This window comes from Saccharothrix espanaensis DSM 44229, assembly GCF_000328705.1.
Classification (GTDB): Bacteria; Actinomycetota; Actinomycetes; order Mycobacteriales; family Pseudonocardiaceae; genus Actinosynnema; species Actinosynnema espanaense.
Genome location: NC_019673.1, coordinates 7,934,206 through 7,959,548, shown reverse-complemented (window position 1 = coordinate 7,959,548; position 25,343 = coordinate 7,934,206). Strand labels below are relative to the sequence as shown.

Below are 25,343 nucleotides of genomic sequence, written 5' to 3'. Positions count from 1 at the left end.
GGGGGAGTGCTCAGGCTGTGACCAGGGTGAATGCCTCGGCCTGCAGGATGCGGTTGATCGGGTAGAAGTAGGACGTGCAGGTGCCCGAGCCGCCGCTGGCGCCGATCAGGTGGCCTTGCGCCTGGCTGCCGCTGACCACGGGCAGCCAGTCGTTGCCGGGCTGGGCGCACAGGTTCGTGCGGGTCAGTCCGGTGATCGAGCCGCTCGGGTGGTGGACCGTCTGGTTCTTCGCCTGGAGGGTGCCGCACTGCCACCCCTGCAATGCGCTGCCGGCGCACACCCGGGCACCGATCGGCGCTTCCGCCGAGCCGGTGATGGGCGTGGCGGAACCGACTATCCGGGGTAGTTGGTTCCACTTGGTCGGGTCTTGGACCTTCACGACGGCGTAGGTGTCGCGGATCCGGGTGATCGGGCCGATCTGGCCGCCGCCGGGACCGGTCACCGGGTCGGTGGTGTTGGCGCACCTGGTCGAGATGAGCAGGTGGCCCCGGACGTTGAAGCCGTTCGCGCAGCGGGCGTTGGGTGGGGAGCCCAGGGTGGTGCCGGCTTCTAGGGGAGTGGGGACGGGGCTGTTGGTGTTGTTGGTGGCTGTGGCTGTGGCTGTGGCTGGTGTGGCCAGCAGGGCTATGAGGGTTGCCAGTGCCGGCAGGGGTGTCCGCAGGGGTCTCATGCCTTGACGCTAGGCACGGCGGGTGCGGGCGCAAGCCGCCGGTTAGGGTGATTGGCGTGCGCATTGCCCGTATCGCCCAACCGGACGGCCTCGCTTTCGCCTCGATCGAGGGCGACGGTGACGACCTGACCGCCGTCGAGATCGCCGACGACCCGTTCGCGAACCCGACGTTCACCGGCCGCAGGTGGCCGCTCGCGGACGTCCGCCTGCTGGCCCCCTTCCTGCCGCCCAAGATCGTCTGCATCGGCCGCAACTACGCCGAGCACGCGGCCGAGCTCGGCAACGAGGTGCCCGACAACCCGTTGATGTTCCTCAAGCCCAACACCGCCGTGATCGGGCCGAACGCGGACATCAAGCTGCCCTCGGTGTCCGAGCGGGTGGATTTCGAGGGGGAGCTGGCCGTCATCATCGGCGTCGGGGGGCGGGACATCCCGGCTTCCCGCGCCCGGCAGTCGATCCTCGGCTACACGATCGCCAACGACGTGACCGCGCGGGACCTCCAGGAGGCCGACGGCCAGTGGACCCGTGCCAAGGGCTTCGACACGTTCTGCCCGCTCGGGCCCTGGGTGGAGACCGAGTTCGACCCGTCCGACGTGGCCATCCGGACGGAGGTGGACGGCGTGGTCAAGCAGGACTCGCGCACCTCGTTGCTGCTGCACGACATCCCGGAGCTGATCGAGTACATCTCGGCGGTGATGACCCTGCGCCCGCTCGACGTCATCCTCACCGGCACCCCGGCAGGCGTCGGACCGCTGCGGGCGGGGCAGTCGGTGTCGGTCACGGTCGACGGGCTGGGCACGTTGACGAACACGGTCACGAACCGCTGACGTTGTAGGTGTGGGATGGGCGGCTCCCGGATGGGTGGCTTCCGGAGGTGCGGCTTCCGGAGGGGAGTCGCCTGGGGTGAGGGGTCAGCTCCGGGTGATTTTTTCGGGGGCGCGGCGGGCGAATTGTGGGGCGTGTTCGGGGCGTAGGCCGATCGCCACCAGGTACGCGGGGATCGCCTGGAGCCAGGGGAAGCGCTGCATCAGGGCCACCGGCCTGGGCACGCCGCCGGGGGTCGGTGCGCGGTCGCCGTCCAGCGTGGGCTTGAGGAACGAGTCCTGGATGCGGCGTTGGAACGCCTGCGTCACCACGGTCGGGAACCAGCGCCGGCGGCGGACCTTGGCCAGCACGGCCGGGGTGATCCGGCCGCGCCTGGCGGGTGCGGCCAGGATCCGCGCGGCGGCCACGGCGTCCTGCACGGCCAGGTTGATGCCTACTCCGCCGATCGGCGACATGGCGTGCGCGGCGTCCCCGATGCACAGCACGCCGTCGGCGTGCCAGCGGCGCAACCGGTCCAGCTTCACGTCCAGCAGCTTCACGTCGTCCAACGACCCGATGGCCTCCGTGCGGTCCTCCAGCCACGGCACGAGCTTGACCACGCGGGCCCGGAACGCCTCGACGCCCTCGGCGCGCATCCGCTCGTCGGTGCCCTTCCGGATCAGGTAGGCGCACTGGTAGTAGTCCCCGCGCGGGATCAGCACCAGCGCCTCGCCCTGGGCGAAGCGGCCCATGCCGCTGCCCGACTCGCCTTCGTTGCGGGGCAGGCGGAACCACCAGACGTCCATCGGCGCGCCGAACTCGTGCACCGGCAGCCCGGCTTCCGCGCGCACCGATGAACTGCGGCCGTCCGCCGCCACGACCACGTCCGCGGCCAGTTCGGCTTCGCCGTCGGGGGTGCGGTAGCGCACGCCGGTGACCTTGCCGCCCGACCGCGTGACGCCGGTGAACTCGGCGTTCATCCGCAGGTGGAACGACGGCTCGCGCTTGCCCGCGTCGGCCAGCAGGTCGAGGAAGTCCCACTGCGGCACGAACGCGATGTGCTTGTGCGGGCCGGGCAGCCGGCGCAGGTCGGCCATGGTGACCAGGCCCGCGTCGGTCATCACCTGGCCCTTCTCCACCAGTTGGTGCGGCACCTCGGCGAACGACGGGCCCAGCCCCAGTTCGTCGAGCAGCGTCAGGGTCGACGCGTGGACGGTGTCGCCGCGGAAGTCGCGCAGGAAGTCGCCGTGCTTCTCCAGCACCGTGACCTCGACGCCGGCCCGCGCCATGAGCAGCGCGAACACCATGCCCGCCGGACCTCCGCCGACGACCGCGACCGTGGTCCTCGCCATGATCCCCACCTCTTTTCAACAGGGGTTGAATAAGTTCAGGATGCTCCTGTCGGCGACGCCGGTCAAGCCGGATACGCTGATCGGGTCATGAGCGCATCCGCAGTCACCCCAGAGGTCCGCGTCCGCTTCTGCCCGTCGCCGACCGGCACGCCGCACGTGGGCTTGATCCGCACCGCCCTGTTCAACTGGGCCTACGCCCGCCACACCGGTGGCTCGATGGTCTTCCGGATCGAGGACACCGACGCGGCCCGGGACTCCCAGGAGTCCTACGAGCAGCTGCTGGAGGCCATGCGCTGGCTGGGCCTGGACTGGGACGAGGGCCCCGAGGTCGGCGGCCCGCACGGCCCGTACCGGCAGAGCGAGCGCCGCGACGTCTACGCCGGGGTGGCCAAGCGCCTGCTCGACGCGGGGGAGCTCTACGAGTCCTTCTCCACCGCCGAGGAGATCGAGGCCCGCCGCAAGGCCGCCGGCCAGGACCCGAAGCTGGGCTACGACGGCTTCGACCGCGACCTGACCGACGAACGCAAGGCCGAGCTGCGCGCCGCCGGCCGCGAACCGGTGCTGCGCCTGCGGATGCCCGACGAGGACTTCAGCTGGGACGACCTGATCCGCGGCGTGATCACGTTCAAGGCCGGCGCGACGCCGGACCCGGTGCTGGTGCGCGCGAACGGCGATCCGCTGTACACGTTCACCAACCCGGTGGACGACGCGTTGATGCGCGTGACGCACGTGCTGCGCGGTGAAGACCTCCTGCCGTCCACTCCGCGACAGTTGGCGCTTTATGCCGCACTGCGGCGAATCGGCGTGACTGATTTCACCCCGAGCTTCGGCCACATGCCGTACGTGATGGGCGAGGGCAACAAGAAGCTGTCCAAGCGGGACCCCCAGTCGAACCTTTTCCTCTACCGGGACCGGGGATTCCTCCCGGAGGGTCTGCTGAACTACCTCGCGCTGCTCGGCTGGTCCATCGCGGACGACCGGGACATCTTCTCGCCGGCGGAGCTGGTCGAGGCGTTCACGCTGGAGAAGGTGAGCGCGAACCCGGCCCGGTTCGACCTGAAGAAGGCCGAGGCGATCAACGCCACGCACCTGCGCGCGCTGCCGGTCGAGGACTTCGTCGCCCGGGTGCTGCCCTACCTCGCGGCCGACGGCCTCCTGGTCGACCCGACCGAGGAGCAGTTGACCACGTTGCGCGGAGTGGCCCCGCTCGTGCAGGAGCGTCTGGTCGTGCTGTCCGAGGCGTCTGGCATGGTGCGCTTCCTCTTCACGGACGACGAGTCGTTCGTCCCGGAGGCGGAGTCGGCGGCCAAGGCGCTGGGCGAGGACGCCAAGCCCGTGCTGACCGCGAGTATCACCGCCCTGGAGGCCGTGGCGGAGTGGACGGCGGCCTCGATCGAGGAGGCGCTGAAGGTGTCCCTTGTGGACGAACTCGGCCTCAAGCCGCGCAAGGCGTACGCCCCGGTGCGGGTTGCCGTGACGGGTCGTACCGTCTCGCCACCTCTGTACGAATCGCTGGAGTTGGTCGGTCGGGATCGCTCGATCGGGCGATTGCGCAAGGCGCTCGGATCAATCTGACTGGTTCGTTCGGGCGGTTCAGCGGTGCTTGACCGTGCAAGAACCGCGAGATATCACCTCTCTGGTCGAGTCGGACGGGGGGCGCGCGCACCTAGCCTCACTGGGTGACAACCGCAGCCCCGACTTTCACCCCCCGGAGAACCGGCGAGATCCGCGCGGTGAGCCTCGATGTGGACGACACGCTCGTCGACTACAGCAGCTCGTCGCGCGCCGCGCTGGCCGCGATGGTCGGCAACGCCGACAACTGGTCGTTGTGGCAGCGCATCACCGACGAGCACTGCGCCCGGCTGCTCTCGGGCGAGCTGGAGTACGAGTCGATGCGCAACATCCGCACTCGTGCGTTCTTCGCCGCCCTGGGCGAGGAGATCGACCTCGCCGAGGCCACCCGGCGCGAGTTGTACCGGCAGGGGGTGCTCGCGTCCGGCTGGCGGCTGTTCCCCGACGTCGTGCCGTGCCTGGAATGGCTGCGCGCCACCGGCCTGCCGCTCGCCGCGGTCAGCAACGCCTCCGGCAGGCACCAGCGCGTGAAGATCGCCGCGCTCGGGCTCGCCCAGTACTTCGACACGGTGCTGATCGCCGGCGAGGTCGGCGCGGCCAAACCGGACCGGGTGATCTTCGACACCGCGTGCGCGGACCTGGGTGTCCCGTTGCACGACACGGTGCACATCGGGGACCGCCTGCACGCCGACGCCATAGGTGCCCGGGACGCCGGCATGAAGGGTGTCTGGCTCAACCGGCAGGGCCCGCGCGAAGGCGCCCTGCCGACCGGCATCGCGTCCATCAGCAGCCTGTCTGAGCTGCCGGAACTCCTCGTCTGCGAGCTGTCGGCGGCCTCTGCCTGACCCCCGATTTCCGTTCCGCCGGGCTCTTGGTCTACTATTCCTCCCGGCGGAACGGACAGCCCCCGAGGCCCAGACGAAGTCGGTCGAGGCGAAGGGTTGGTTGATCGGGAAAGCCATTGGGGTATGGTGTAATTGGCAGCACGACTGATTCTGGTTCAGTTAGTCTAGGTTCGAGTCCTGGTACCCCAGCGGTAAGCGGTAGAAATAGATGTGGTAAGCTACCGCAGCACCAAGAACGACAAGTGAATAGCTCGGCGGGCAAGATCGGTCGAGCGAAACCTAGGGCCCCGTCGTCTAGCGGCCTAGGACGCCGCCCTCTCAAGGCGGTAGCGTGGGTTCGAATCCCATCGGGGCTACAGATCAGAAGATCCCTGTGACGGTACTGCTGTCACGGGGATCTTTCGCATTTACACCGGGGGCCCGGCCCCCGGGCCCCGGCTCGGGGGCTCGCCCCCGAGACCCCCGGGGCTGGCCTGGCGGCCTCGCCCCTGAACCTCCAGCGGCTTGGTGTCCTGGCCCTTGACCCAGGGCGGGCCGGCGGCCTAGCCGCTGAAACCCCCGAGGGCCGGCCTGGTGGCCGGGCCCTGGGTGCGGGGGGTGTGTTGGAACGGGGTTGTTGGGGCGTTTGGTCAGAGGCGGGACTGTAGGGCTTCTGCGGCTGCCAGCAGGTCGGCTGCCCATCTGGCGCCTGGGCGGCGGCCCATGCGGTCGATGGGGCCTGAGACGGAGACTGCGGCTACTACGGCGCCTGTGCTGTCCCGGACTGGGGCCGAGACGCTGGCGACGCCTGGCTCGCGTTCGGCGACGCTCTGCGCCCAGCCCCGGCGGCGGACCTCCAGGAGGGTGCGCTCGCCGTAGACCGCGTCCGCCAGGACCGCGCGCTGGGTGCCCGGGTCGGACCACGCCGCCAGGACCTTCGCGCCGGAGCCGGCCGTCATCGGCAGCCGCGCTCCCACCGGGACGGTGTCGCGCAGGCCGCTGGGCGGCTCGGCGGAGGACACGCAGATGCGCTGCATCCCGTCCCGCCGGTAGAGCTGCACGCTCTCCCCGGTGATGTCCCGCAGCCTCGGCAGCACCGAGGACGCCGCGTCCAGCAACGGGTCCGTGGCCCCGCCCGCCAATTCCGCCAAAGCCGCGCCCGGACGCCACCGGCCGTCGGAACCCCGTCGCAGCAACCGGTGCACCTCGAGCCCCACTGCCAACCGGTGCGCGGTTGCGCGAGGCAAGCCCGTCCGGTTGCACAACTCGGCGAGCCCACACGGATCCTTTGCGACGGCGTTCAAGACAGCCACTGCCTTGTCCAGCACGCCGATCCCGCTATGCTGTCCCACAAGACGATACTAACTTCCCACTGTCTGGGAAGTCCAGATCTATCGACTGTCCAGATCCTGGGAGAAGCGATGAGCCGCACGCTCGCGGAGAAGGTGTGGGAAGCGCACGTGGTGCGCCACGGCAGTGGCGCGGAGCCCGACTTGCTCTACATCGATCTCCACCTGCTGCACGAAGTGACGAGCCCGCAGGCGTTCGACGGCCTGCGCCTGGCGGGCCGGCCGCTGCGCCGGCCCGACCTGACCATCGCGACCGAGGACCACAACGTCCCCACGGTCGACATCGAACTGCCGATCGCCGACCCGGTGTCGCGCACCCAGGTCGAGACGCTCCGCAAGAACTGCGCCGAGTTCGGCGTCCGGCTGCACCCCATGGGCGACGCCGAGCAGGGCATCGTGCACGTGGTGGGCCCGCAGCTGGGCCTGACCCAGCCCGGCATGACCGTCGTCTGCGGTGACAGCCACACCTCCACGCACGGCGCGTTCGGCGCACTGGCCTTCGGCATCGGCACCTCCGAGGTCGAGCACGTGATGGCGACCCAGACGCTGCCGCTCAAGCCGTTCAAGACCATGGCCATCACCGTCGAGGGCTCGCTGAGGCCCGGCGTCACGGCCAAGGACGTCATCCTCGCGGTGATCGCGAAGATCGGCACCGGCGGCGGCCAGGGCTACGTCCTGGAGTACCGGGGCAGCGCGATCGAGGCGCTGTCCATGGAAGCCCGGATGACGGTGTGCAACATGTCGATCGAAGCCGGCGCGCGCGCCGGGATGATCGCGCCGGACCAGACCACGTTCGACTACCTGGCGGGTCGGCCGCACGCGTCGACCGGGGCCGAGTGGGACGCCGCGGTGGAGTACTGGAAGTCGCTGCGCACCGACGAGGGCGCGGAGTTCGACGCCGAGGTGGTGCTCGACGCCGACGAGCTGACCCCGTTCGTCACCTGGGGCACCAACCCCGGCCAGGGGCTGCCGCTGGGCGACCGGGTGCCCGACCCCGAGGCGATCCCGGACGACAACGAGCGGGTGGCCGCCGAGAAGGCCCTGGCGTACATGGGGCTGGCGCCCGGCACCCCGCTGCGCGACATCCACGTCGACACCGTCTTCCTCGGCTCGTGCACGAACGGCCGCATCGAGGACCTGAGGGCCGCCGCGGACGTCCTGCGCGGACACCGGGTGGCGGACGGCGTGCGGATGCTCGTGGTCCCCGGCTCGATGCGGGTGCGCGCGCAGGCCGAATCCGAGGGGCTGCACGAGGTGTTCCTGGCGGCCGGGGCCGAGTGGCGGCAGGCCGGCTGCTCGATGTGCCTGGGCATGAACCCCGATCAGCTCAAGCCCGGCGAGCGCAGCGCGTCCACCTCCAACCGCAACTTCGAGGGCAGGCAGGGCAAGGGTGGCCGCACCCACCTGGTCTCGCCACTCGTGGCCGCCGCGACCGCCGTGCGCGGCACCCTGTCCTCCCCCGCCGACCTGGCCTCCAGGAGCTGATCCCCGATGGAAGCGTTCACCACCCACACCGGCGTCGGCGTGCCCCTGCGCCGGTCCAACGTGGACACCGACCAGATCATCCCGGCGGTCTACCTCAAGCGCGTGACCCGCTCGGGTTTCGAGGACGGCCTGTTCGCCGCCTGGCGCGGTGACGAGCAGTTCGTGCTCAACCAGGAGCACTTCAGGGCGGGCAGCGTGCTGGTCGCCGGGCCCGACTTCGGCACCGGCTCCTCCCGGGAGCACGCCGTCTGGGCGTTGATGGACTACGGCTTCCGGGTGGTCGTCTCCTCCCGGTTCGCCGACATCTTCCGGGGCAACGCGGGCAAGCAGGGCCTCGTGGCCGCCGAGTGCGCGCAGTCCGATGTCGAATTGCTGTGGAAGCTGCTGGAGAACGAGCCCGGCACCGAGGTGACCGTGGACCTGTCCGCGAACACTGTTGTGGCGAAGGACTTCACCGCGCCCTTCTTCGTGGACGAGTACACCCGCTGGCGGCTGCTGGAGGGTTTGGACGACATCGCGCTGACCCTGCGGCACGCCGATGACATCACCACGTTCGAGCGGAACCGGCCGGGTTGGTTGCCCACCACCGAACAGGTGCCCGCGAGCTAGTCCGGAAGGGGCCGGATTCCCCCTCTGCCAGCGGGAATCCGGTCCCGAGCGGGGTCCGAAGGGCCCTTCCGGCGTCCCTCGACAGGTCGTAATTGCCCACGCCACAACGAAAAATCTGGCGTGGCGATTGGTATTTCCTTGCATATGGGCTTACCGTGGCCATCAGTCGGCCCGACTAGGGCCGTGAGCGTCCTGGGAGGGACTGAAGGTGAACAAGGCCCAGCTCATCGAGGCGCTCGCCGAGCGCCTTGGCGACAAGAAGAACGCAGCCGCCGCCGTCGACGGGCTCGTGGACGTCATCGTCCGCAGCGTCCACAAGGGCGAGAAGGTCAACATCACCGGCTTCGGTGTCTTCGAGAAGCGTGCCCGTGCGGCTCGCACCGCTCGCAACCCGCGCACCGGTGAGACCGTGAAGGTCAAGAAGACCAACGTTCCCGCGTTCCGCGCGGGTTCGACGTTCAAGGACGTCATCAGCGGCACCAAGAAGCTGCCGAAGGCCACCGCCGCCAAGCCCGCCGCGGCCGCCGCCAAGCCGGCCGCCGCCGCGAAGCCCGCCGCGTCGACCAAGGCTCCGGCGACCCGCAGCACCACCGCGCGCACCACCACCACGCGCACCGCGCGCAGCACCACCGCGCGCACGGCCGCCGCGGCGACCAAGGCTCCGGCGACCCGCCGGACCACGGCCGCCGCCAAGCCGGCTGCCACCGCCACCAAGGCCCCGGCCGCCGCCAAGGCGACCGCGACCAAGGCGACGACGGCGAAGGCCGCCGCTCCGAAGGCGGCTGCGGCGAAGAAGCCGGCTGCCGCCAAGGCTCCGGCCGCCGCCAAGGCGACCACGGCGAAGGCGCCCGCGGCGAAGAAGCCGGCAGCCAAGAAGCCGGCTGCCAAGAAGTGAGTCCCGGCCGGGTGAATACCCGGCGGGGACAGCTCTAACCACGCTCAGGGCCTGGTGCGGACGCGCACCGGGCCCTAGGCGTGACCGATGCCCGGCGCGGACGCGTGCCGGGTTTTCGTGTGTCCGGACCCGGTGCACGCGGGTGGGTAGTGGCCTTTTCGCGCCCTCCGCACGCCTGTGACGGCCGTTGTCCGGTCGAGTGGCCCGGAGTGCCCGCGGCGGGTTTTCAGCGCCTTGGCGGCAGCGGCGGCCGTGCGGATTCCCGGAGTCGTTGTGACGCGGGCGAGACCGCGCATTCGCGGCCTCGCCCGAGAAGCCGGCGGGCGCGGGCGGAAAGGGCCGCCCACTCGTTCGGCCCAGCGATTCCCACGAACGTCCCCGTCCGGTCGGCGGGGAAATGCGCGCACCGCTACGGGACGGGAGCGGCCAATGGGCTGGGGAGGTAGTGCGCCGAGACCAGCCTGGGCCAACTGGCGCTGCTGTCCGATGTGGACCAGCCGGGCTCCGGCCGGCGGAACGCCAGCAGCCACACGCTGCCCTTCTTGCACGGCACCTCGGTGAGTGGCAGGCCCGCCAGCGACGCCAGCGTGGCCACCACGTCCGGGATCACGCCGCCCTGGCTGGACACCACGGGCACGCCCGCGCCGTCGGCGATCTCCAGCAGCCGGACCAGGCCCGCCTCGCGGTCGGGCCAGTAGCCCTCCTCGGACAGCCGGGGCTCGACCAGCACCTGCGAGCCCAGGTCCCGGGCCACGCCCAGCACGGTGTCCACGCACCGCGTGCGCGGCGCGGAGTGCACCCGGGTCGGGCCCCACAGCGGCAGCAGGGCGCGCAGCCCCTCGGCCTGCCTGCGGCCCGCCTGGCTCAACGGGCGCAGGTCGTCCTCGCCCGGCCAGTTGTCCCGCTTGCCGGCCTTCGCGTGCCGCACCAGCAGGACGGTGGCCAGGTCGGTCGGCTCGGCCGCGTAGGCCGCCAGGACGTCGCGGTCGGTGTCCTTGGTGACCAGTTCCGCCGCCTCGGCGACGGGCACCCAGCGCAGCTCGTCCACCTCGTCGTTGGGGGCGAACGAACCCCCGGCCGCGCGGGCGGCGAAGAAGTCGACGGTCTTCGGCTTGCCGAACGCGGTGTACCGGACGGTGGCCAGGTACCGCCCGAGGACGGCGTCGAAGCCGGTCTCCTCGCGCACCTCGCGCACCGCCGCCGCGGGCACCGTCTCACCGGGGTCGAGCTTGCCCTTGGGCAGCGACCAGTCGTCGTACCGCGGTCGGTGCACGACGGCCACGAGACCGTCCGCGCGCCACAGGACCGCGCCGGCCGCCCGGATCACCCGAGTGCTCGGTGTGCGCGCAGCAACTCGGTCTGGTGGTCGCGCACCCGGCTGCCGTCGGCCGGGGACGCCTCCCACTCGCCGTCGGGTTGCAGCACCCAGCACCGGGTCGTGGGCTCCAGCGCGGAGTCCAGGATGTCGCCGAGCTGCGCGGTGAGCTTCGGGTCGGTGACCCGCACCTGCACCTCGACCCGGCGGTCCAGGTTGCGGTGCATCATGTCGGCGCTGCCGATCCAGTACTCCGCGCAGCCGACGAAGTGCACCACCCGGGAGTGCTCCAGGAACCGGCCCAGGATCGACCGCACGTGGATGTTCTCCGACAGGCCCCTGATGCCCGGCTTGAGCGCGCACACCCCGCGCACCACGACCTCCACCTTCACGCCCGCCTGCGACGCCCGGTAGAGCGAGTCGATGACCTGCTCGTCCACCAGGGAGTTCACCTTGATCCGGACGCCCGCGGGCTCGCCCGCGCGGGCCAGCTCGATCTCCCGCTCGATCCGCTCCACGATGCCGCGCCGCACGCCGTAGGGCGCGACCAGCAGGCTGCGGTAGTGGTCCTGGCGGGCGTAGCCGGTCAACACGTTGAACAGGTCGGTGAGGTCCGCGCCGATGGTCGGCTCGGCGGTCAGGATGCCGATGTCCTCGTACAGCCGGGCGGTCTTCGGGTTGTAGTTGCCGGTGCCGATGTGGCAGTAGCGCTGGATCCGCGAGCCCTCCTGGCGCACCACCAGCGAGGTCTTGCAGTGCGTCTTGAGGCCCATCAGGCCGTAGACCACGTGGACGCCCGCCTTCTCCAGCGCCCGCGCCCACTTGATGTTGGCCTGCTCGTCGAACCGGGCCTTGATCTCCACCAGCGCCACGACCTGCTTGCCCGCCTCGGCGGCGTCGATCAGCGCGTCCACGATGGGGGAGTCGCCCGAGGTGCGGTAGAGCGTCTGCTTGATGGCCAGCACGCGCGGGTCCGCGGCGGCCTGCTCGATGAACCGCTGCACCGACGTGGAGAACGAGTCGTACGGGTGGTGCACCAGCACGTCACCCTCGCGGAGGGTGGCGAAGATGCTCTTGGGGGTCTCCCGCTCGCCGAACGCCGGGTGCGTGGCCGGCACGAACGGCGCGTCCTTGAGCTGCTTGCGGTCCACGCTGTAGAGCTGCCACAGGCACGACAGGTCGAGCAGGCCCGGCACCTGGACGACGTCGTGCGGGTCGACCTCCAGCTCCCGCAGCAGCCGCTCCAGCATGTGCTCGGTCATGTCGTCGGCGATCTCCAGCCGCACCGGGGGACCGAACCGCCGGCGCACCAGTTCCCGCTCCAGCGACTTGAGCAGGTCCTCGTCCTGGTCCTCCTCGACCTCCAGGTCCGCGTTGCGGGTCACCCGGAAGGCGTGGCACTCGATGACCTCCATGCCCGCGAACAGCTCGCCCAGGTGCGCGGCGATGAGCTCCTCCAGCGGCAGGAACGTCGCGCTGGTACTGGTCCGGTCGTGCTCCACCCGGACCAGCCGGGGCACGTTGTCGGGCACCTTCACGCGGGCGAACCGCTCCGCGCCGCCCTCGGGGTCGCGCACCGTCACGGCCAGGTTCAGGCCCAGGCCGGAGATGTAGGGGAACGGGTGCGCGGCGTCCACGGCGAGCGGGGTCAGCACCGGGAAGACCTGGTCGCTGAAGTAGTTGGCCAGCCGCAGCTTCTCGAAGTCGGTCAGCTGCGCCCAGTTCACGATGCTGATCGCGTGCTTCTCCAGCTCCGGCTGGACGTGGTCGAGGAACGCGCGGGCGTGCTGCTCGACCAGTTCCCGGGTGCGCTTGACGATCGCGGCGAGCTGCTCGCGCGGCGTGAGCCCGTCCGCGCTGCGCACCGACAGGCCGGTGTCGTCGCGGCGCTTGAGGCCGGCGACCCGCACCATGTAGAACTCGTCGAGGTTCGAGGCGAAGATCGCCAGGAACTTCGCGCGCTCCAGCAGCGGCTGCGAGGAGTCCTCGGCGAGGGCGAGCACCCGGGCGTTGAAGTCCAGCCACGACAGCTCGCGGTTGAAGTACCGGTCGTCGGGCAGGTCGGCCCGCTCCTCGGCGCTCGCCGTGACGGCGGGCGGGGAACTGGGGAACGCGCGCGCCGGCGTGTCGGCGACCGGTTCGGCGGCCTCGGGGGTGGTGTTGTCGCGGCGCACCGCCGGACGTGGGCGACGGCGTGGCGCGCTCGCGGTCGGCTGGGTCCGAGGCGTCCGGGTGCGGCGCTTCGGCGCGGGCTGCTCGGGGGTGTTGTCCGTGCTCACGAAGGCATTGTTCCTCACATCGCGCCCTGCCGCGCTGATCGCGGCCGACGATGAGATGAACTCCCCGTCACACCCGAGCACGTAACGGCGAGCGCTCCGTCACACACCGGGTGCCGCGTCAGACGGGACGGCGCACCGCGGTGACCGTTCCGTCCGGATCCCGGGCGATCGTCACGCGCTGGCCGGGCCGCAGGGTCCGCCAGCCGCCCGCCGCCACGGCCGGCGCGGGCAGGTCGACGAGGAGACCGTCGTCACGCAGCGCGGTGGCCGAGCCGTCGTCGTGGTGGGCGCTCACCGTCGCCTGTTCGGTCGCCTGCTCATCGGGCACGGCGGGCAACGCTAGCCGATCGGGGGTGGTGGCTCCGGACGCGCACCTGCGACGCTCCGCGACAGCCTCATCACGGAAAGGAGTGGCGGGCATGAGGGTTCTGGCAGGGGTGGTCACCGGAGCGGTGCTGGCCTTCTCGGGCCTGGGCAGCGCGACGGCGGCACCGGTCCCCGACGCACCCGTCCGGCAGGAGTCGACCCAGGGCGGCGGTCTCGCCGCGGCGGCGCGCAACGTCGAGCTGCGCAAGACCGTCCCGGACACCGTGGGCGCGATCTCCGTCAACTTCGTGCAGTACCGGCACCGCGACGTGATGTTCGTCAGCGGCACGTTCGGCCTCAAGACCTACGACGTCACCCGGCAGGACGAGCCGAAGCTGCTCGACCACCTGACCAAGCAGGAGCTGGCGCTGCCCGGCGACGACCCGGCGCAGCGGTTCTGGGAGAACGAGGACGTCACCGTCGACCCGAAGCGCAAGCTGGTGTTCCTGGCCCGCGAGCGCAGCGCGTTCGGCCGCCAGCCCGGCAACGAGCGCCCGACCGGCGTCTACATCATCTCGGCCGCCGACCCGGGCAAGCTGGAGCTGCTGAACTTCGCCTCGATGGGCACGGGCCACATCACCACGTGCATCAACGACTGCCAGTACCTGTGGACGACCGGGTACGACGGCACGCCGTCCAACGACCCGGACACGTACCGGCGTTCGGGCAAGGTGTTCGTGACCGACCTGCGCGACCCGCGCAACCCGAAGACCCTCACCACCTACGTGGACCTCAACCGGAACCAGGGTGAGACCCACATGACCCACGACGTCCAAGTGGACGCCGACGGTGTCGCGTGGGTGGCGGGCACGGGCGGTACGCGTGGCTACTACACGCGTGGCCGGCACAGGGACCCGTTGACGGGCCGTGCGCGTGAGGCGACGCCGTACAACCCGGTGCCTTACGCGGGCGGTGCGGCGCCGAAGCTGGACATGCCCACCTCGTTCTCGCACAACTCGTTCCGGCCGGTCGGCGACACGGTCAAGGACGGTCCCAAGCCGACCCGGGAGAACCCGGCGGGCAGCCTGCTGCTGCACACCGAGGAGGCGTTCGACTCCCCGACGTGCAAGGACCAGGGCCGGTTCGTGATCTCCTCGCTCCAGGGCTCGACGCACGGCGAGTCGTGGCGGGCCACGCCGGACAAGCCGTTCACGCTCAAGACCGTGGGCATCTGGAGCCCGGACGACCAGGAGGGCACCCTGCCCGGCCCGGACGTGTTCTGCTCGGCGCACTACTTCGACGTGCAGAAGCGGATCGTGGCCTACTCCTGGTACGAGCAGGGCACCCGGTTCCTCGACATCTCCGACCCGACCAAGCCGATCCAGGTGGCGTACTGGCGGCCCGAGGGCGCGGTGTCGTGGGCCCCGTACTTCCACCGCGACCGGGTGTACGTGGCCGACTTCGGCCGCGGCGTGGAGGTGTTGAAGCTCACCAAGGGCGCGTACGACGCGCAGGAGACGCACACCAACGTGCAGTTGAGGACGGAGCCCGTGAGGGAAGCCGTCCGCAACGCCGACAGCCCGCGCAAGCGCTTGCCGCTGGCACCGGACCCGGACTACGGGTACGGGTGCCCGATGCTGCGCGGCGGTGGCTGCGGGGAAGGCTCAGCCTGCTGCTGAGGTGACGTCCGGTGGGCGGTCCTCAGCCGCCCACCGGGCACAGCACGGCCGCCGAGCGCGGTCCGAGCCCGAGGCCGGCCGCGAGTTCCAGGTCCGCCGCCGTGTCCACGTCGTTGCGCAGCGTCGGCCACGGCCCGAGCAACACCTGCGCGTCCCGCGCGTGCGCCTCCGCCGACCCGACGCCGAACCTCGGGTCGAGATCGCCGCCGGGCGCGGACAGCAGCAGCGTCGTCCCGGTGCCCTGCCGGTCCGGGCAGAACGCCCGCCCCTCCGCCGCGTCCAGCGCCAGCGCCAGCTCGTCGGTCCGCAACGCGGGCAGGTCGGCCTGCAACGCGCCCACCACCGACCGCGGGTCACGCCCGCGCAGCACCGCCGCGCCGAACCGCAGGGCCTCGTTGAGCCCTTCCGGCCCCGGGATCGACCCGACGCCCAGCGCCCGCAGCTGCGCCGCGACCGCCCGGTCCTCGGTGATGGCCAGCACGCGGCGCACCACCGGCAGCGCCGCGGCGATGGTGTCCAGGGCGAACGCCAGGGCCAGCGCCGGCCGGTCGTCGGTCACCCCCACCAGCCGCGTCTTCGCCCGTTGCAGGGTCTTGACCGGCACCACCAGGTCCACATCGGCACGCACCCGGCCATACTCCCCGATGTCGACTGGACCCCGCCGCCCGCGGCGGGGAAGACTCCAGGCGGGCCGCGGGTGACGAGAGGGAGAACACGTGGGCAGGGAGAAGGGCGGATTCTGGGTGGGGCTCGCCGCGGCGGTGTTCTACCCGTCGACCGCGCTGATGGCGCGGCGGCGCGACGAGGGCGTGGAGCACATCCCGAAGACGGGCGGCGCGCTGGTCGTGATGAACCACGTGTCCCACCTCGACCCGGTCTACGACGCAGTGTTCACCCACCGGCAGGGCCGGGTGCCGCACTTCCTGGCCAAGCACAGCCTGTGGAAGGTCCCGGTGCTCGGCTCGATCATCAGGGGCGCGAAGCAGATCCCGGTCTACCGCGGCACCGCCGACGCCCAGCAGAGCCTGCGCGCCGCCCACGAGGCCCTGGAGCAGGGGCTCGTCGTGGTGATCTACCCGGAGGGCACGATCACCCGCGACCCGGACGGCTGGCCGATGGCCTCGCGCACCGGCGTGGCCCGGCTCGCGCTGGCGCACGACGTGCCGATCATCCCGGCCGCCCGCTGGGGCACCCGCGACCTCTACGACCACTACCGCAAGAAGTTCCGGCCGTTCCCGCGCAAGACCGTGGTGACCAGGGTCGGCCCGCCGGTCGACCTGGCCGCGCACCGCGCCAGGCCGCAGTCCATCGCGGTGCTGCGCGAGGTGACCGACGTGCTCATGGGCGAGGTGAAGGACCTCCTGGCGGACATCCGGCAGGAGACCGCGCCCGACGGCTTCTACTCGAAGAAGGTCTGACGTGAAGCGCGTCGCGGTGATGGGTGCGGGGTCGTGGGGCACGGCCTTCGCGAAGGTGCTGGCCGACTCGGGCACCGACGTCGTGCTGTGGGCGCGGCGGGCGGAGGTCGCCGACGAGATCACCCGGTCCCGGGTCAACCCCGGCTACCTGCCCGACACGGTCCTGCCGGCGAACCTGGCGGCGACCCACGACCCGGCGAAGGCGTTGGCCGGCGCGGAGGCCGTCGTGCTGGGCGTGCCGAGCCAGACGCTGCGGGCCAACCTCGCCCAGTGGCGCTCGGCGCTGCCCGCCGGGGCCACTCTGGTCAGTCTCGCCAAGGGCGTGGAGCTGGGCACGCTCAAGCGGATGAGCGAGGTGGTCCGCGAGGTCGCGGGCGTGCCGGAGGACCAGGTCGCGGTGGTGTCCGGGCCGAACCTGGCCAAGGAGATCGCGGCCGAGCAGCCCACCGCCACGGTGATCGCGTGCACCGACCACGACCGGGCGGTGGACCTCCAGCACGCGTGCTCGAACTCCTACTTCCGGCCCTACACCAACGTGGACGTGGTGGGCTGCGAGCTCGGCGGGGCGTGCAAGAACGTGATCGCGCTGGCCTGCGGGATGGCCGCCGGGCTCGGGTTCGGCGACAACACCATGGCCTCCATCATCACCCGCGGCCTGGCCGAGACCGCCCGGATGGGCGCGGCGCTGGGCGCGGACCCGCTGACGTTCGCGGGTTTGGCCGGGTTGGGCGACCTGGTCGCGACCTGCGCGTCGCCGCTGTCGCGCAACCGGTCGTTCGGCGAGCGGCTCGGCCGAGGCGACACCGTGGCGCAGGCGCAGGAGGCCGCGCACGGGCAGGTCGCGGAGGGCGTGAAGTCGTGCTCGTCGATCCGGGAGCTGGCCGCGCGGATCGGTGTGGACATGCCGATCACGGACGGCGTGCACCGGGTGTGCCACGACGGGCTGGACCCGCGTGCGCTCACGACGGCGTTGTTGGGGCGGGAACGTAAGGCGGAACGGCAGTGAGCGTGGGTTCTGGAGTGGGTCCGGAGTACGGGGACGGCACGCGGGTCGTGCACACGGTGTCGGCGGGCGCGGGGGAGCCGTTCCTGGCGGGGCCGGTGTTCGCGTCGGCGTACCACTTGGGCGGCGAGAACACCTACGGGCGTTCGCACAACCCGACGTGGCGCGCGCTCGAAGCCGCGTTGGGCTCGTTGGACGGTGGCGAGGCGGTGCTGTTCCCGTCCGGGATGGCGGCGATCTCGACGTTCCTGCGGGTCGTGCTGCGGCCCGGTGACACCGTGGTGCTGCCGTCGGACGGCTACTACCTGACTCGCGACCTGGTCGCCGAGCTGCCGGTGACGGTGGTCGAAGCGCCCACGACGGGGCCGTACCCGTCGTTCGACGGTGTGCGGTTGGTGCTGCTGGAGTCGCCGTCGAACCCCGGTCTGGACGTGTGCGACATCGCCGCGCTGGCCGCCGCCGCGCACGAGGCGGGCGCGCTGCTGGCGGTGGACAACACGACCGCGACGCCGTTGGGGCAGCGGCCGCTGGAACTCGGCGCGGACGCCGTGGTGAGCAGCGACACCAAGGCCGTGGCCGGGCACAGCGACGTGCTGCTCGGGCACGTGTCCACAGTGGATCACGCGTTGGCGGAGGAGGTCCGGGCGGCGCGCACGGTCGGCGGCGCGATCCCCGGTCCGTTCGAGGCGTGGCTGGCGCACCGCGGCCTGGGCACGCTGGACCTGCGGCTGACCCGGCAGGCGGAGAACGCGGCGGCGCTGCACGCGGCGCTCACGGGCCGCCCGGAGGTGACCGGGCTGCGTTGGCCGGGCGCGCCGGAGGACCCGGCGCACGCCGTGGCGGCGAAGCAGATGCGGCGGTTCGGCGGGGTGCTGACCTTCGTGCTGCGCGACGCGGCCGCCGTGGCGGCGTTCCTGGAGCGGTCCCGGCTGGTGGCGGCGTCGACCAGCTTCGGCGGGCTGCACACCACGCTGGACCGGCGCGCGCAGTGGGGCGACCCGGTGCCGGAGGGCCTGGTGCGGCTGTCCGCCGGCTGCGAGGACACCGCCGATCTCGTCGCCGACGTCCTGGCTTCGCTCTGACGTCCTGGGTTCACTCTGACGGGTGGAGGCCGTTCCAATTCGTGGGACGCGGTTGCTCCGCCGGGGCGGCCCTGCCAGTCTTTCCGGCATGTCCTTCCGTGCTGTCACCGCCGGTCGGGGTCACATCGACCTCGGCCTGGCCGCCAGCGCGCTCTGTCCTTCTCGGTGATCGACCTGCGCCCCGCAGGCCCGTGACGCCTGCACAACCGCACACCTCCTCCCGAGAAGGAACCATGTTCGCCGTTCCGGAGAACACGATCGCCCTGCCCCAGTCGCACGCCGCGCTGCACCCCGTGCGGATCGCGCTCGACATGGCGGCACGGCGGGAGCGCTGGGCCCACCTGCTGCGCTACGACCCCGACAGCCGCTACTCCGCGCTGGTCGAGCGGACCGGGGAGCAGGAGGTGTGGCTGATGGGGTGGTTGCCCGGCCAGCACACCGACCTGCACGACCACGGCCCGAGCACCGGGGCGTTCACGCTGGTCAGCGGCTCGCTGACGGAGATCGTGGCGCCCGGCCGGACCCAGTACCTGCACCACCTGGTGGCCGGCCAGTCGCGGGTGTTCGGCCCCGACTACGTGCACCAGGTGCGCAACGACGGGCCGGACCCGGCGGTGACCATCCACGTCTACCGCGGCGGCGGGCGCACCATGCGGCCGTACCGGTTCGACCCGGTCGACGGGGCTACCGCCGCGCGCTGACGTGCGGCGGGACGTCCCGGTCGGCGACCAGCAGCGGGTCGGGCTCCGGCGTGCCCCACGCCGTGCGCAGCGGCAGGACGCCCGCCCACCGCTCGTCGGCGGCGACGTCCGCGTCCTCGTCGCCGGGCGGGCCGGTGCGGATCTTCACCGACGCCTCGCCGAGGTCCAGCGCGAGCACCGAGGTGGCGGCCAGCTCCTTCGGGGTGGGCAGCCGGGCGTAGTCCCACGAGCCGGGCGAGAGGTGCTCGGTGAGCACCTTGAGCGCGTGGGTCTTGGCGTCCGGGTTGGTCACCGGTACGGCGGTGCCGTGGACGACCGCCGCCCGGTAGTTCATGGAGTGGGAGAACACCGAGCGCGCGTAGACGACACCGTCGAGCAAGGTCACCGCCACGCACACCGGCACGCCGGTCGCCGCCTCGCGCAGGCTGCGCGCGCCGGTGGACCCGTGCAGGTAGAGGGTGTCGCCGTCGCGGCCGTACCCGGTCGGCAGGACCAGCGGCGCGCCGTCCACCACCACCGCGAGGTGGCAGACCAGGCCGGCGTCGAGCACGGTGTGCAGGGCTTCGCGTTCGGTCACGGCGCGCTTGCTCCCGCGCTTGATCGTGCTGCGGGGCGTCGGTGACAGCGTCATGCGACCAGCGTCCGGGGTAAAGTGGCCTTCCTCAAGAGCCAATTCAGGGCTATCAGAGGGAGCCATTTTGTCCGAGACCGCGCTGCCCGTGACGCTGGACCGCGAGTCGGCCGAGCCGCTGGCCGTCCAGTTGGCCGAGGCGCTGCGCGCGGCGGCGGCGGACGGGCGGCTGCGCAGCGGCGACCGGCTGCCGTCCACGCGGGCCCTGGCCGACCGGCTCGGCGTCAGCCGGACCGTGACGGCGGCAGCCTACGAGCAGTTGCACGCCGAGGGCTGGATCGCGGGCCGGCACGGGTCGGGCACCTACGTGACGACCACCCCGCCCGGCTCGCTCAAGGGCCGCCCGCGCCGGGCCGCCACCCCCGAACCCGCCGAGGACGTGATCGACTTCGCGCCCGGCGCGCCGTGGGCCGAAGGGCTCGACCGGGCCGCGTGGCGGCGGGCGTGGCGCGCGGCGGCCGACTCGCTGCCGCTGTTCCGGCCCCAGCGCGGCGGGCTGCCCGAGTACCGCGCGGTGGTCGCCGAACACCTGCTGCGGCACCGGGGGCTGGCCGTGCGCGGCGGGCTGCGCGAAGAACTCGTGCTGGCCACCGGCGGCACCACCGCCGCGCTGGTGGAGATCGCCGCCGCCGTGCTGCGGCCCGGTGACGTCGTAGCCGTGGAGGAACCCGGCTACCAACGGGCCGTGGGCGCGCTGCGGTCCGCGCGGATCAAGGTCGTCCAAGCCCCCGTGGACGCCGAGGGCCTCTTGGTCGACGGCGTCCCCGAGGGCGTGCGCGGGGTCTACTGCTCGCCCGCGCACCAGTACCCGATGGGCGGCCGGATGTCCGCCGCGCGCCGGGTCGCCCTCGTGGAGCGGGCCCGGCGCGAAGGCTGGCTGGTCGTGGAGGACGACTACGACGGCGAACTGCGCTACGACGTCGCCCCGCTGCCGCTGCTCGCCGCGCTGGCCCCGGACGTCGTGGTGCACCTGGGCACCACCAGCAAGATCCTCACGCCGACGCTGGGCGCGGGCTGGATGGTCGCGCCGGAACCGATCGCCGCCGCGATCCTGGCCCACCGCGACGACACCGGCACCTCCCCGTCGGCCGCCGGGCAGCGCGTGCTGGTCGAACTCGCCCGGACCGGCGACCTGGGCCGCCACCTGCGCAGGCTCCGGCGCGAGCTGTCCGAGCGGCGGGCCCTGGTGGCGTCCACGCTGGCGGCGGCCGGGGTGTCGGTGCTGGGCGACGACGCGGGCGCGCACGTGGTCGTGCTGCTCGACGACGCCCAGGCCGAACGCGACCTGCTGGCCGCCGCCGAGGCGCGCGGCCTGCGGCTGGACGGGCTCGGCCGGCACCACGCCGCGCGGCCCAAGGTGTTCGGCGTCGCCATCGGGTACGGGGCGTGCTCGCGCGAGCAGCTCACCGCCGCCCTGCCGGTGCTGGCCGAACTCCTGAGTTCGACCGTTGAGCCATCCGGGTAGGGTCGGAAACCATGACACGACGCAAGACCAAGGTCGCCGTGGTGTTCGGCGGGCGCAGCAGCGAGCACATGGTCTCCTGCCTGTCGGCCGGCAGCATCCTCCCGCACCTGGACCGGGACCGGTTCGAGGTGGTGCCCGTGGGTATCACGCACGACGAGGGCCGCTGGGTGATCGGTGCCGACGACACCAAGGCGCTGGAGGTGCACGACCGCCGGCTGCCGACGGTCGACTCCCTGGTCCCGGTCTCCGGCGGCGAGCTGGTCCCGGTGTCGCCCGACCAGGTGCTCGGCGACGTGGACGTGGTGTTCCCCGTGCTGCACGGCGCGTGGGGCGAGGACGGCACCGTGCAGGGCCTGCTGGAACTCGCGGCGATCCCGTACGTGGGGCCGGGCGTGCTGGCCTCCGCGGTCGCCATGGACAAGGAGTTCACCAAGAAGCTGCTGCGCGACGCGGGCCTGCCGGTGGGCGAGTTCGCGATCCTGCGCCGCGACCAGGAGACGCTGTCGACCCAGGACCGCGAGCGCCTGGGCCTGCCGGTGTTCGTGAAGCCGGCCCGCGCCGGGTCGTCGGTCGGCATCTCGAAGGTGGTCGACTGGTCCCACCTGGACAGCGCGATCGCGTTGGCGCGCAAGACCGACCCGAAGGTCATCATCGAGGCCGCGGTGTCCGGGCGCGAGGTCGAGTGCGGCGTCCTGGAGTTCCCCGACGGCCGGGTCGAGGCGTCGCTGGTGGCCGAGCTCCGGGTCGTCGGCGGTGCGGTCGACTGGTACGACTTCGACGCCAAGTACCTCGACGACGTGTGCGAGTTCGACCTCCCGGCCAAGCTCGACGACCGGGTCGCGGCGGGCCTGCGCGAGCTGGCCGTGACGGCCTTCCGGGCGCTGGACTGCCAGGGCCTGGCCCGCGTCGACTTCTTCGTCACCGACTACGACGAGCTGGTCGTCAACGAGGTCAACACGATGCCGGGCTTCACCCCGATCTCGATGTACCCGCGGATGTGGGCCGAGACCGGCATCGACTACCCGACCCTGCTGACCACCCTGGTCGACACCGCGCTCGCCCGGGGAACCGGCCTGCGCTGAGCTCCCCCGGTACCGGGGGAACAGGCGGCGCGTGCCACGACGGCACGCGCCGCGGGCGTCTTACGGGAGCTTCCAGTCGACCGGCTCGGCGCCCTGCTGGACCAGGAGTTCGTTGGCCCGGCTGAACGGCTTGGAGCCGAAGAAGCCGGCCGCCGCCGAGAGCGGGGACGGGTGCGCCGACTCCACGCACGGGAACGGCTCCAGCAGCGGCTTGAGGTTGCGGGCGTTGCGGCCCCACAGGATGGCCACGAGGGGTTCCTCGCGCGCCGCCAGTGCCTTGATCGCCTGCTCGGTCACGGCCTCCCAGCCCTTGCCCTGGTGGGAGTTGGACTTCCCCGGCTGCACGGTGAGCGCCCTGTTGAGCAGCAGGACCCCCTGCTCGGTCCACGGGGTCAGGTCGCCGTTGGTGGGCTTGGGGTACCCCAGGTCCTCCACGTACTCGCGGTAGATGTTGATCAGGCTCTTCGGGATCGGCCGGGTCTCCGGCGACACCGAGAAGCTCAGGCCCACCGCGTGCCCCGGTGTCGGGTACGGGTCCTGACCGACGATCAGCACGCGCACACCGTGGAACGGCTGCTGGAACGCGCGCAGCACGTTCTCGCCGGCCGGCAGGTAGGTGCGACCCGCGGCGACCTCCTCGCGGAGGAACTCGCCCATCTTCGCGATCTGATCGGCGACCGGCGCGAGTGCCTGCGCCCAGCCGGCTTCCATGACTTCCTCAAGCGGACGTCCCACGATCGGGCACTTTAGCTCAGTCGACGCGGCGCAGATCTTTGCGGTACGTCAAGATGTTGGCCACGTACTTGTCGACGGCGAACTGCCACGCGCCGTCGGGCACCACGTACCCCTCGCGGACCTTCGCCGGCACGCCCAGCGCCATCGACCGGGCGGGCACGTGGCCGTTGAACGACACCACGGCCCCCGCGCCGACGATCGCGCCCGTCTCCACCACCGAACCGTTGAGCACCACCGATCCCGAGGCGATCAGGCAGCGGTCGGCGACGGTCGCGCCCTCGATGTGCACGTTGTGCCCGATGACGCACTCCTCGCCGATCAGCGCCGGGTGCACCTCGGTGCAGTGCACGACCGTGCCGTCCTGGATGGACGTGCGCGCGCCGACCTCGATGCGGCCGTAGTCGCCGCGCAACACCGCCTGCGGCCACACGGACGCGTGCGCGTGGATCCGCACGTCGCCGATCACGGTCGCGTCGGGGTGCACGTACGCGTCCGGGTGGATCACCGGTTCGTGCTCGCCCAGCGCGTAGATCGCCACCGAGGCCCTCCTAGAGTTCTTTCGCGAAGCACAGGCTGTCGGGATTTTCCCGGTAGTAGCCGAAGTTGTCGATCCGCCGGTACCCGCTGGACTGGTACAGCCCGATCGCCTCCGGCTGCGGCCGCCCGGTCTCCAGCACCATGCGGGTGCGGCCCGCGGCGCGCGCCGACGACTCCAGCCCGGCCAGGACCACCCGCGACAAACCCCTGCCGCGCGCCGAATCGGTCGTGTACATCCGTTTGATCTCGGCGTCGCCGGGGCGCAGCGAGTCGCGTGCCTCGTCGTGGGCACGCCACCCGCCGCACGCGACCGGCGCGTCGTCGAGGTAGCCGACGACGAAGTGGCCCAGCGGGGCGGCGAACTGCGCCGGGTCGACCGGCGTGTGGTCCTCGCCGCCGTAGCGCACGACGAAGACCTGCTGGAGCTCGGCGATCAGCTTGACCGAATCTGGATGGTCATACGCTCGCGTGAATAGTTCCACACCGGTCAGGCTACCTAGCGCCAATGCTCCCAGCCAGGGGGTTTCTCGTACCCGCGACCGTCCACGGTGACCCCGCCGCCGTGCCGCACCGTGCCGATCGTGCGCCACCCGTCGGGCACCGCCGCCGGCTCCGGGAAGGTCGCGGCCAGCGCGTGGTCCTCGCCACCGGTGAGCACCCAGTGCCGCGCGTCGGCCCCCAGCGCGGACGCCACGTCCAGCAGTCGCGGGTGGACCTCCAGCAGTTCGGTGCGGATGTCGATGCCGATGCCCGACTCCTCCGCGATGTGCCCCAGGTCGGCCAGCAGCCCGTCCGACACGTCGATCATCGCCGTCGCACCCGCCGCGGCCGCCTGCGGCCCGGCGGCGTAAGGCGGTTCGGGGTTCCGCTGCGCCCCGACGACCGCCACCGGCGAGCGGAACCCGCGCCCCAGCACGGCGAGCCCGCCGGCCGCCCAGCCCAGCCGTCCGCACACCGCGACGACATCACCCACCTGGGCGCCCGACCGGGTGATCGGCTCGTAGCCGTTCATGTCGCCCAGCGCCGTAACGGAGATCACCAGTGTCGCGGAGGACACCATGTCGCCGCCCACCACGCCGGCACCGGCGACGGCGGCCTCCTGCCACAGCCCGGCGGTGATGCCCTCGACCACGGCGGACGGCGTGTCCGGCGGGCACGCCAGACCGATCAGCAGGGCCGTGGGCAGCGCCCCCATGGCCGCCACGTCGGCCAGGTTCACGGCCGCCGCCTTGCGGCCCACCTGCTCGGGCGACGACCAGTCGAGTCTGAAGTGGACACCCTCCACGAGCACGTCGGTGGACACCACCACGCGCCCGTCCGGCGCGGCCACCACGGCCGCGTCGTCACCGGGCCCGAGCAGGGTGGTGGGCGGCTGCGTCCGACCTGCCGTCACCCGGCGGATGAGACCGAACTCACCCACTTCAGCGACCGTGTCCGCGTTCCGCGGCGGCTCCGGACGCAAGATTGCCTCCCGTTCTGAGCATTCGGAACCCCGACTGGGGTACGTTGCTGACCACGTTCCTACCCCGACCTAACCTGTCGCGACGAAG

25 protein-coding genes and 2 tRNA genes are annotated in these 25,343 nt (G+C 71.9%); 15 read left to right on the top strand and 12 right to left on the bottom strand.

Annotated features, from left to right (window positions below):
* Nucleotides 1-10 precede the first annotated feature (10 nt).
* Nucleotides 11-670, bottom strand: coding sequence for a S1 family peptidase (locus BN6_RS34740; RefSeq protein WP_015104541.1), 660 nt, complete (start codon nucleotides 668-670; stop codon nucleotides 11-13).
* A 56-nt stretch (nucleotides 671-726) separates the two neighbouring features.
* Here BN6_RS34740 and BN6_RS34735 point away from each other — a divergent pair, with 56 nt between their 5' ends.
* Nucleotides 727-1,497, top strand: coding sequence for a fumarylacetoacetate hydrolase family protein (locus BN6_RS34735; protein ID WP_041315142.1), 771 nt, complete (start codon nucleotides 727-729; stop codon nucleotides 1,495-1,497).
* An 84-nt stretch (nucleotides 1,498-1,581) separates the two neighbouring features.
* On the opposite strand, the gene BN6_RS34730 is transcribed toward BN6_RS34735, so the two are convergent.
* On the bottom strand, nucleotides 1,582-2,826 hold the full coding sequence (locus BN6_RS34730) for an FAD-dependent oxidoreductase (RefSeq protein WP_015104539.1): 1,245 nt from the start codon (nucleotides 2,824-2,826) through the stop codon (nucleotides 1,582-1,584).
* Between the two features lie 87 nt (nucleotides 2,827-2,913).
* On the opposite strand from BN6_RS34730, the gene gltX reads away from it, so the two are divergent.
* From gltX to BN6_RS34710, 4 genes are all read left to right on the top strand, one after another.
* On the top strand, nucleotides 2,914-4,401 hold the full coding sequence (gene gltX, locus BN6_RS34725) for a glutamate--tRNA ligase (protein ID WP_015104538.1): 1,488 nt from the start codon (nucleotides 2,914-2,916) through the stop codon (nucleotides 4,399-4,401).
* 104 nt (nucleotides 4,402-4,505) lie between these two features.
* Complete coding sequence (locus tag BN6_RS34720; RefSeq protein ID WP_015104537.1) at nucleotides 4,506-5,243, top strand: HAD family hydrolase; 738 nt, start codon at nucleotides 4,506-4,508, stop codon at nucleotides 5,241-5,243.
* A 117-nt stretch (nucleotides 5,244-5,360) separates the two neighbouring features.
* Nucleotides 5,361-5,432 (top strand) — tRNA-Gln (locus tag BN6_RS34715).
* Nucleotides 5,433-5,526: 94 nt separating this feature from the next.
* Nucleotides 5,527-5,599: transfer RNA gene (locus BN6_RS34710), tRNA-Glu, on the top strand.
* 273 nt (nucleotides 5,600-5,872) lie between these two features.
* Here the strand turns inward: BN6_RS34710 and BN6_RS34705 are convergent.
* On the bottom strand, nucleotides 5,873-6,574 hold the full coding sequence (locus BN6_RS34705) for an IclR family transcriptional regulator (RefSeq protein WP_015104536.1): 702 nt from the start codon (nucleotides 6,572-6,574) through the stop codon (nucleotides 5,873-5,875).
* A 69-nt stretch (nucleotides 6,575-6,643) separates the two neighbouring features.
* Between BN6_RS34705 and leuC the strand changes: the two genes are divergently transcribed.
* The 3 genes from leuC to BN6_RS34690 all read left to right on the top strand — a co-directional run bounded on the left by leuC (nucleotide 6,644) and on the right by BN6_RS34690 (nucleotide 9,560).
* Nucleotides 6,644-8,056 (top strand): 3-isopropylmalate dehydratase large subunit, encoded by a 1,413-nt coding sequence (leuC, locus tag BN6_RS34700; protein ID WP_015104535.1) that lies wholly within the window; start codon nucleotides 6,644-6,646, stop codon nucleotides 8,054-8,056.
* Between the two features lie 6 nt (nucleotides 8,057-8,062).
* Nucleotides 8,063-8,665: a 3-isopropylmalate dehydratase small subunit gene (gene leuD, locus BN6_RS34695; protein WP_015104534.1), complete on the top strand. Its 603-nt coding sequence runs from the start codon at nucleotides 8,063-8,065 to the stop codon at nucleotides 8,663-8,665.
* 208 nt (nucleotides 8,666-8,873) lie between these two features.
* Nucleotides 8,874-9,560 (top strand): HU family DNA-binding protein, encoded by a 687-nt coding sequence (locus tag BN6_RS34690; RefSeq protein WP_015104533.1) that lies wholly within the window; start codon nucleotides 8,874-8,876, stop codon nucleotides 9,558-9,560.
* A gap of 409 nt (nucleotides 9,561-9,969) precedes the next feature.
* Here BN6_RS34690 and BN6_RS34685 read toward each other — a convergent pair whose 3' ends face one another.
* The 3 genes from BN6_RS34685 to BN6_RS34675 form a co-directional block, all read right to left on the bottom strand.
* Nucleotides 9,970-10,884, bottom strand: coding sequence for an NUDIX hydrolase (locus BN6_RS34685; protein WP_051076079.1), 915 nt, complete (start codon nucleotides 10,882-10,884; stop codon nucleotides 9,970-9,972).
* The gene (locus BN6_RS34680) at nucleotides 10,884-13,154 is read right to left on the bottom strand and encodes an RNA degradosome polyphosphate kinase (protein WP_148303140.1); all 2,271 of its coding nucleotides are present in this window, start codon (nucleotides 13,152-13,154) and stop codon (nucleotides 10,884-10,886) included. Before BN6_RS34680 ends, BN6_RS34685 begins: the two co-directional genes overlap by 1 nt.
* 118 nt (nucleotides 13,155-13,272) lie before the next feature.
* The gene (locus BN6_RS34675; RefSeq protein ID WP_148303139.1) at nucleotides 13,273-13,482 is read right to left on the bottom strand and encodes a hypothetical protein; all 210 of its coding nucleotides are present in this window, start codon (nucleotides 13,480-13,482) and stop codon (nucleotides 13,273-13,275) included.
* Nucleotides 13,483-13,573: 91 nt separating this feature from the next.
* Between BN6_RS34675 and BN6_RS34670 the strand changes: the two genes are divergently transcribed.
* The gene (locus tag BN6_RS34670) at nucleotides 13,574-15,139 is read left to right on the top strand and encodes an LVIVD repeat-containing protein (RefSeq protein ID WP_015104530.1); all 1,566 of its coding nucleotides are present in this window, start codon (nucleotides 13,574-13,576) and stop codon (nucleotides 15,137-15,139) included.
* A gap of 22 nt (nucleotides 15,140-15,161) precedes the next feature.
* On the opposite strand, the gene cofC is transcribed toward BN6_RS34670, so the two are convergent.
* A complete protein-coding gene (cofC, locus tag BN6_RS34665) occupies nucleotides 15,162-15,767 on the bottom strand; it encodes a 2-phospho-L-lactate guanylyltransferase (RefSeq protein WP_015104529.1) in 606 nt (201 codons plus the stop codon).
* Between the two features lie 88 nt (nucleotides 15,768-15,855).
* On the opposite strand from cofC, the gene BN6_RS34660 reads away from it, so the two are divergent.
* The 4 genes from BN6_RS34660 (at nucleotide 15,856) to BN6_RS34645 (ending at nucleotide 19,343) form a co-directional block, all read left to right on the top strand.
* Nucleotides 15,856-16,557, top strand: coding sequence for a lysophospholipid acyltransferase family protein (locus tag BN6_RS34660; protein ID WP_015104528.1), 702 nt, complete (start codon nucleotides 15,856-15,858; stop codon nucleotides 16,555-16,557).
* Between the two features lie 19 nt (nucleotides 16,558-16,576).
* A complete protein-coding gene (locus BN6_RS34655; RefSeq protein ID WP_041319074.1) occupies nucleotides 16,577-17,563 on the top strand; it encodes an NAD(P)H-dependent glycerol-3-phosphate dehydrogenase in 987 nt (328 codons plus the stop codon).
* Between the two features lie 2 nt (nucleotides 17,564-17,565).
* Nucleotides 17,566-18,642, top strand: a complete 1,077-nt coding sequence (locus tag BN6_RS34650; protein WP_148303138.1) for a cystathionine gamma-lyase — start codon at nucleotides 17,566-17,568, stop codon at nucleotides 18,640-18,642.
* A 233-nt stretch (nucleotides 18,643-18,875) separates the two neighbouring features.
* Complete coding sequence (locus tag BN6_RS34645; RefSeq protein WP_015104525.1) at nucleotides 18,876-19,343, top strand: cysteine dioxygenase; 468 nt, start codon at nucleotides 18,876-18,878, stop codon at nucleotides 19,341-19,343.
* On the opposite strand, the gene BN6_RS34640 is transcribed toward BN6_RS34645, so the two are convergent.
* The gene (locus BN6_RS34640; protein ID WP_015104524.1) at nucleotides 19,327-19,974 is read right to left on the bottom strand and encodes a pyridoxamine 5'-phosphate oxidase family protein; all 648 of its coding nucleotides are present in this window, start codon (nucleotides 19,972-19,974) and stop codon (nucleotides 19,327-19,329) included. The genes BN6_RS34645 and BN6_RS34640 overlap by 17 nt on opposite strands.
* Nucleotides 19,975-20,041: 67 nt before the next feature.
* Between BN6_RS34640 and pdxR the strand changes: the two genes are divergently transcribed.
* Entirely contained in the window at nucleotides 20,042-21,439 is a 1,398-nt protein-coding gene (gene pdxR, locus BN6_RS34635) for a MocR-like pyridoxine biosynthesis transcription factor PdxR (RefSeq protein WP_041315126.1), read from the top strand.
* Between the two features lie 11 nt (nucleotides 21,440-21,450).
* Nucleotides 21,451-22,521, top strand: a complete 1,071-nt coding sequence (locus tag BN6_RS34630) for a D-alanine--D-alanine ligase family protein (protein WP_015104522.1) — start codon at nucleotides 21,451-21,453, stop codon at nucleotides 22,519-22,521.
* Between the two features lie 60 nt (nucleotides 22,522-22,581).
* On the opposite strand, the gene BN6_RS34625 is transcribed toward BN6_RS34630, so the two are convergent.
* Genes BN6_RS34625 through BN6_RS34610 form a run of 4 tightly spaced genes read right to left on the bottom strand, consistent with a single transcriptional unit; the run spans nucleotide 22,582 to nucleotide 25,255 of the window.
* Nucleotides 22,582-23,259 (bottom strand): uracil-DNA glycosylase, encoded by a 678-nt coding sequence (locus BN6_RS34625; protein ID WP_085983550.1) that lies wholly within the window; start codon nucleotides 23,257-23,259, stop codon nucleotides 22,582-22,584.
* 13 nt (nucleotides 23,260-23,272) lie between these two features.
* Entirely contained in the window at nucleotides 23,273-23,794 is a 522-nt protein-coding gene (locus BN6_RS34620) for a gamma carbonic anhydrase family protein (protein WP_015104520.1), read from the bottom strand.
* A 10-nt stretch (nucleotides 23,795-23,804) separates the two neighbouring features.
* Complete coding sequence (locus tag BN6_RS34615; RefSeq protein WP_041315123.1) at nucleotides 23,805-24,275, bottom strand: GNAT family N-acetyltransferase; 471 nt, start codon at nucleotides 24,273-24,275, stop codon at nucleotides 23,805-23,807.
* Nucleotides 24,276-24,289: 14 nt separating this feature from the next.
* Nucleotides 24,290-25,255, bottom strand: coding sequence for a thiamine-phosphate kinase (locus BN6_RS34610; protein WP_015104518.1), 966 nt, complete (start codon nucleotides 25,253-25,255; stop codon nucleotides 24,290-24,292).
* Between the last annotated feature and the right edge of the window lie 88 nt (nucleotides 25,256-25,343).

Coding starts and splice junctions, on each gene's coding strand:
- leuD (WP_015104534.1), top strand. CDS start 8,063: ATGGAAGCGTTCACCACCCACACCGGCGTCGGCGTGCCCCTGCGCCGG.
- BN6_RS34740 (WP_015104541.1), bottom strand. CDS start 670: ATGAGACCCCTGCGGACACCCCTGCCGGCACTGGCAACCCTCATAGCC.
- BN6_RS34730 (WP_015104539.1), bottom strand. CDS start 2,826: ATGGCGAGGACCACGGTCGCGGTCGTCGGCGGAGGTCCGGCGGGCATG.
- BN6_RS34630 (WP_015104522.1), top strand. CDS start 21,451: ATGACACGACGCAAGACCAAGGTCGCCGTGGTGTTCGGCGGGCGCAGC.
- BN6_RS34640 (WP_015104524.1), bottom strand. CDS start 19,974: ATGACGCTGTCACCGACGCCCCGCAGCACGATCAAGCGCGGGAGCAAG.
- BN6_RS34655 (WP_041319074.1), top strand. CDS start 16,577: ATGGGTGCGGGGTCGTGGGGCACGGCCTTCGCGAAGGTGCTGGCCGAC.
- gltX (WP_015104538.1), top strand. CDS start 2,914: ATGAGCGCATCCGCAGTCACCCCAGAGGTCCGCGTCCGCTTCTGCCCG.
- BN6_RS34670 (WP_015104530.1), top strand. CDS start 13,574: ATGAGGGTTCTGGCAGGGGTGGTCACCGGAGCGGTGCTGGCCTTCTCG.
- BN6_RS34645 (WP_015104525.1), top strand. CDS start 18,876: ATGTTCGCCGTTCCGGAGAACACGATCGCCCTGCCCCAGTCGCACGCC.
- leuC (WP_015104535.1), top strand. CDS start 6,644: ATGAGCCGCACGCTCGCGGAGAAGGTGTGGGAAGCGCACGTGGTGCGC.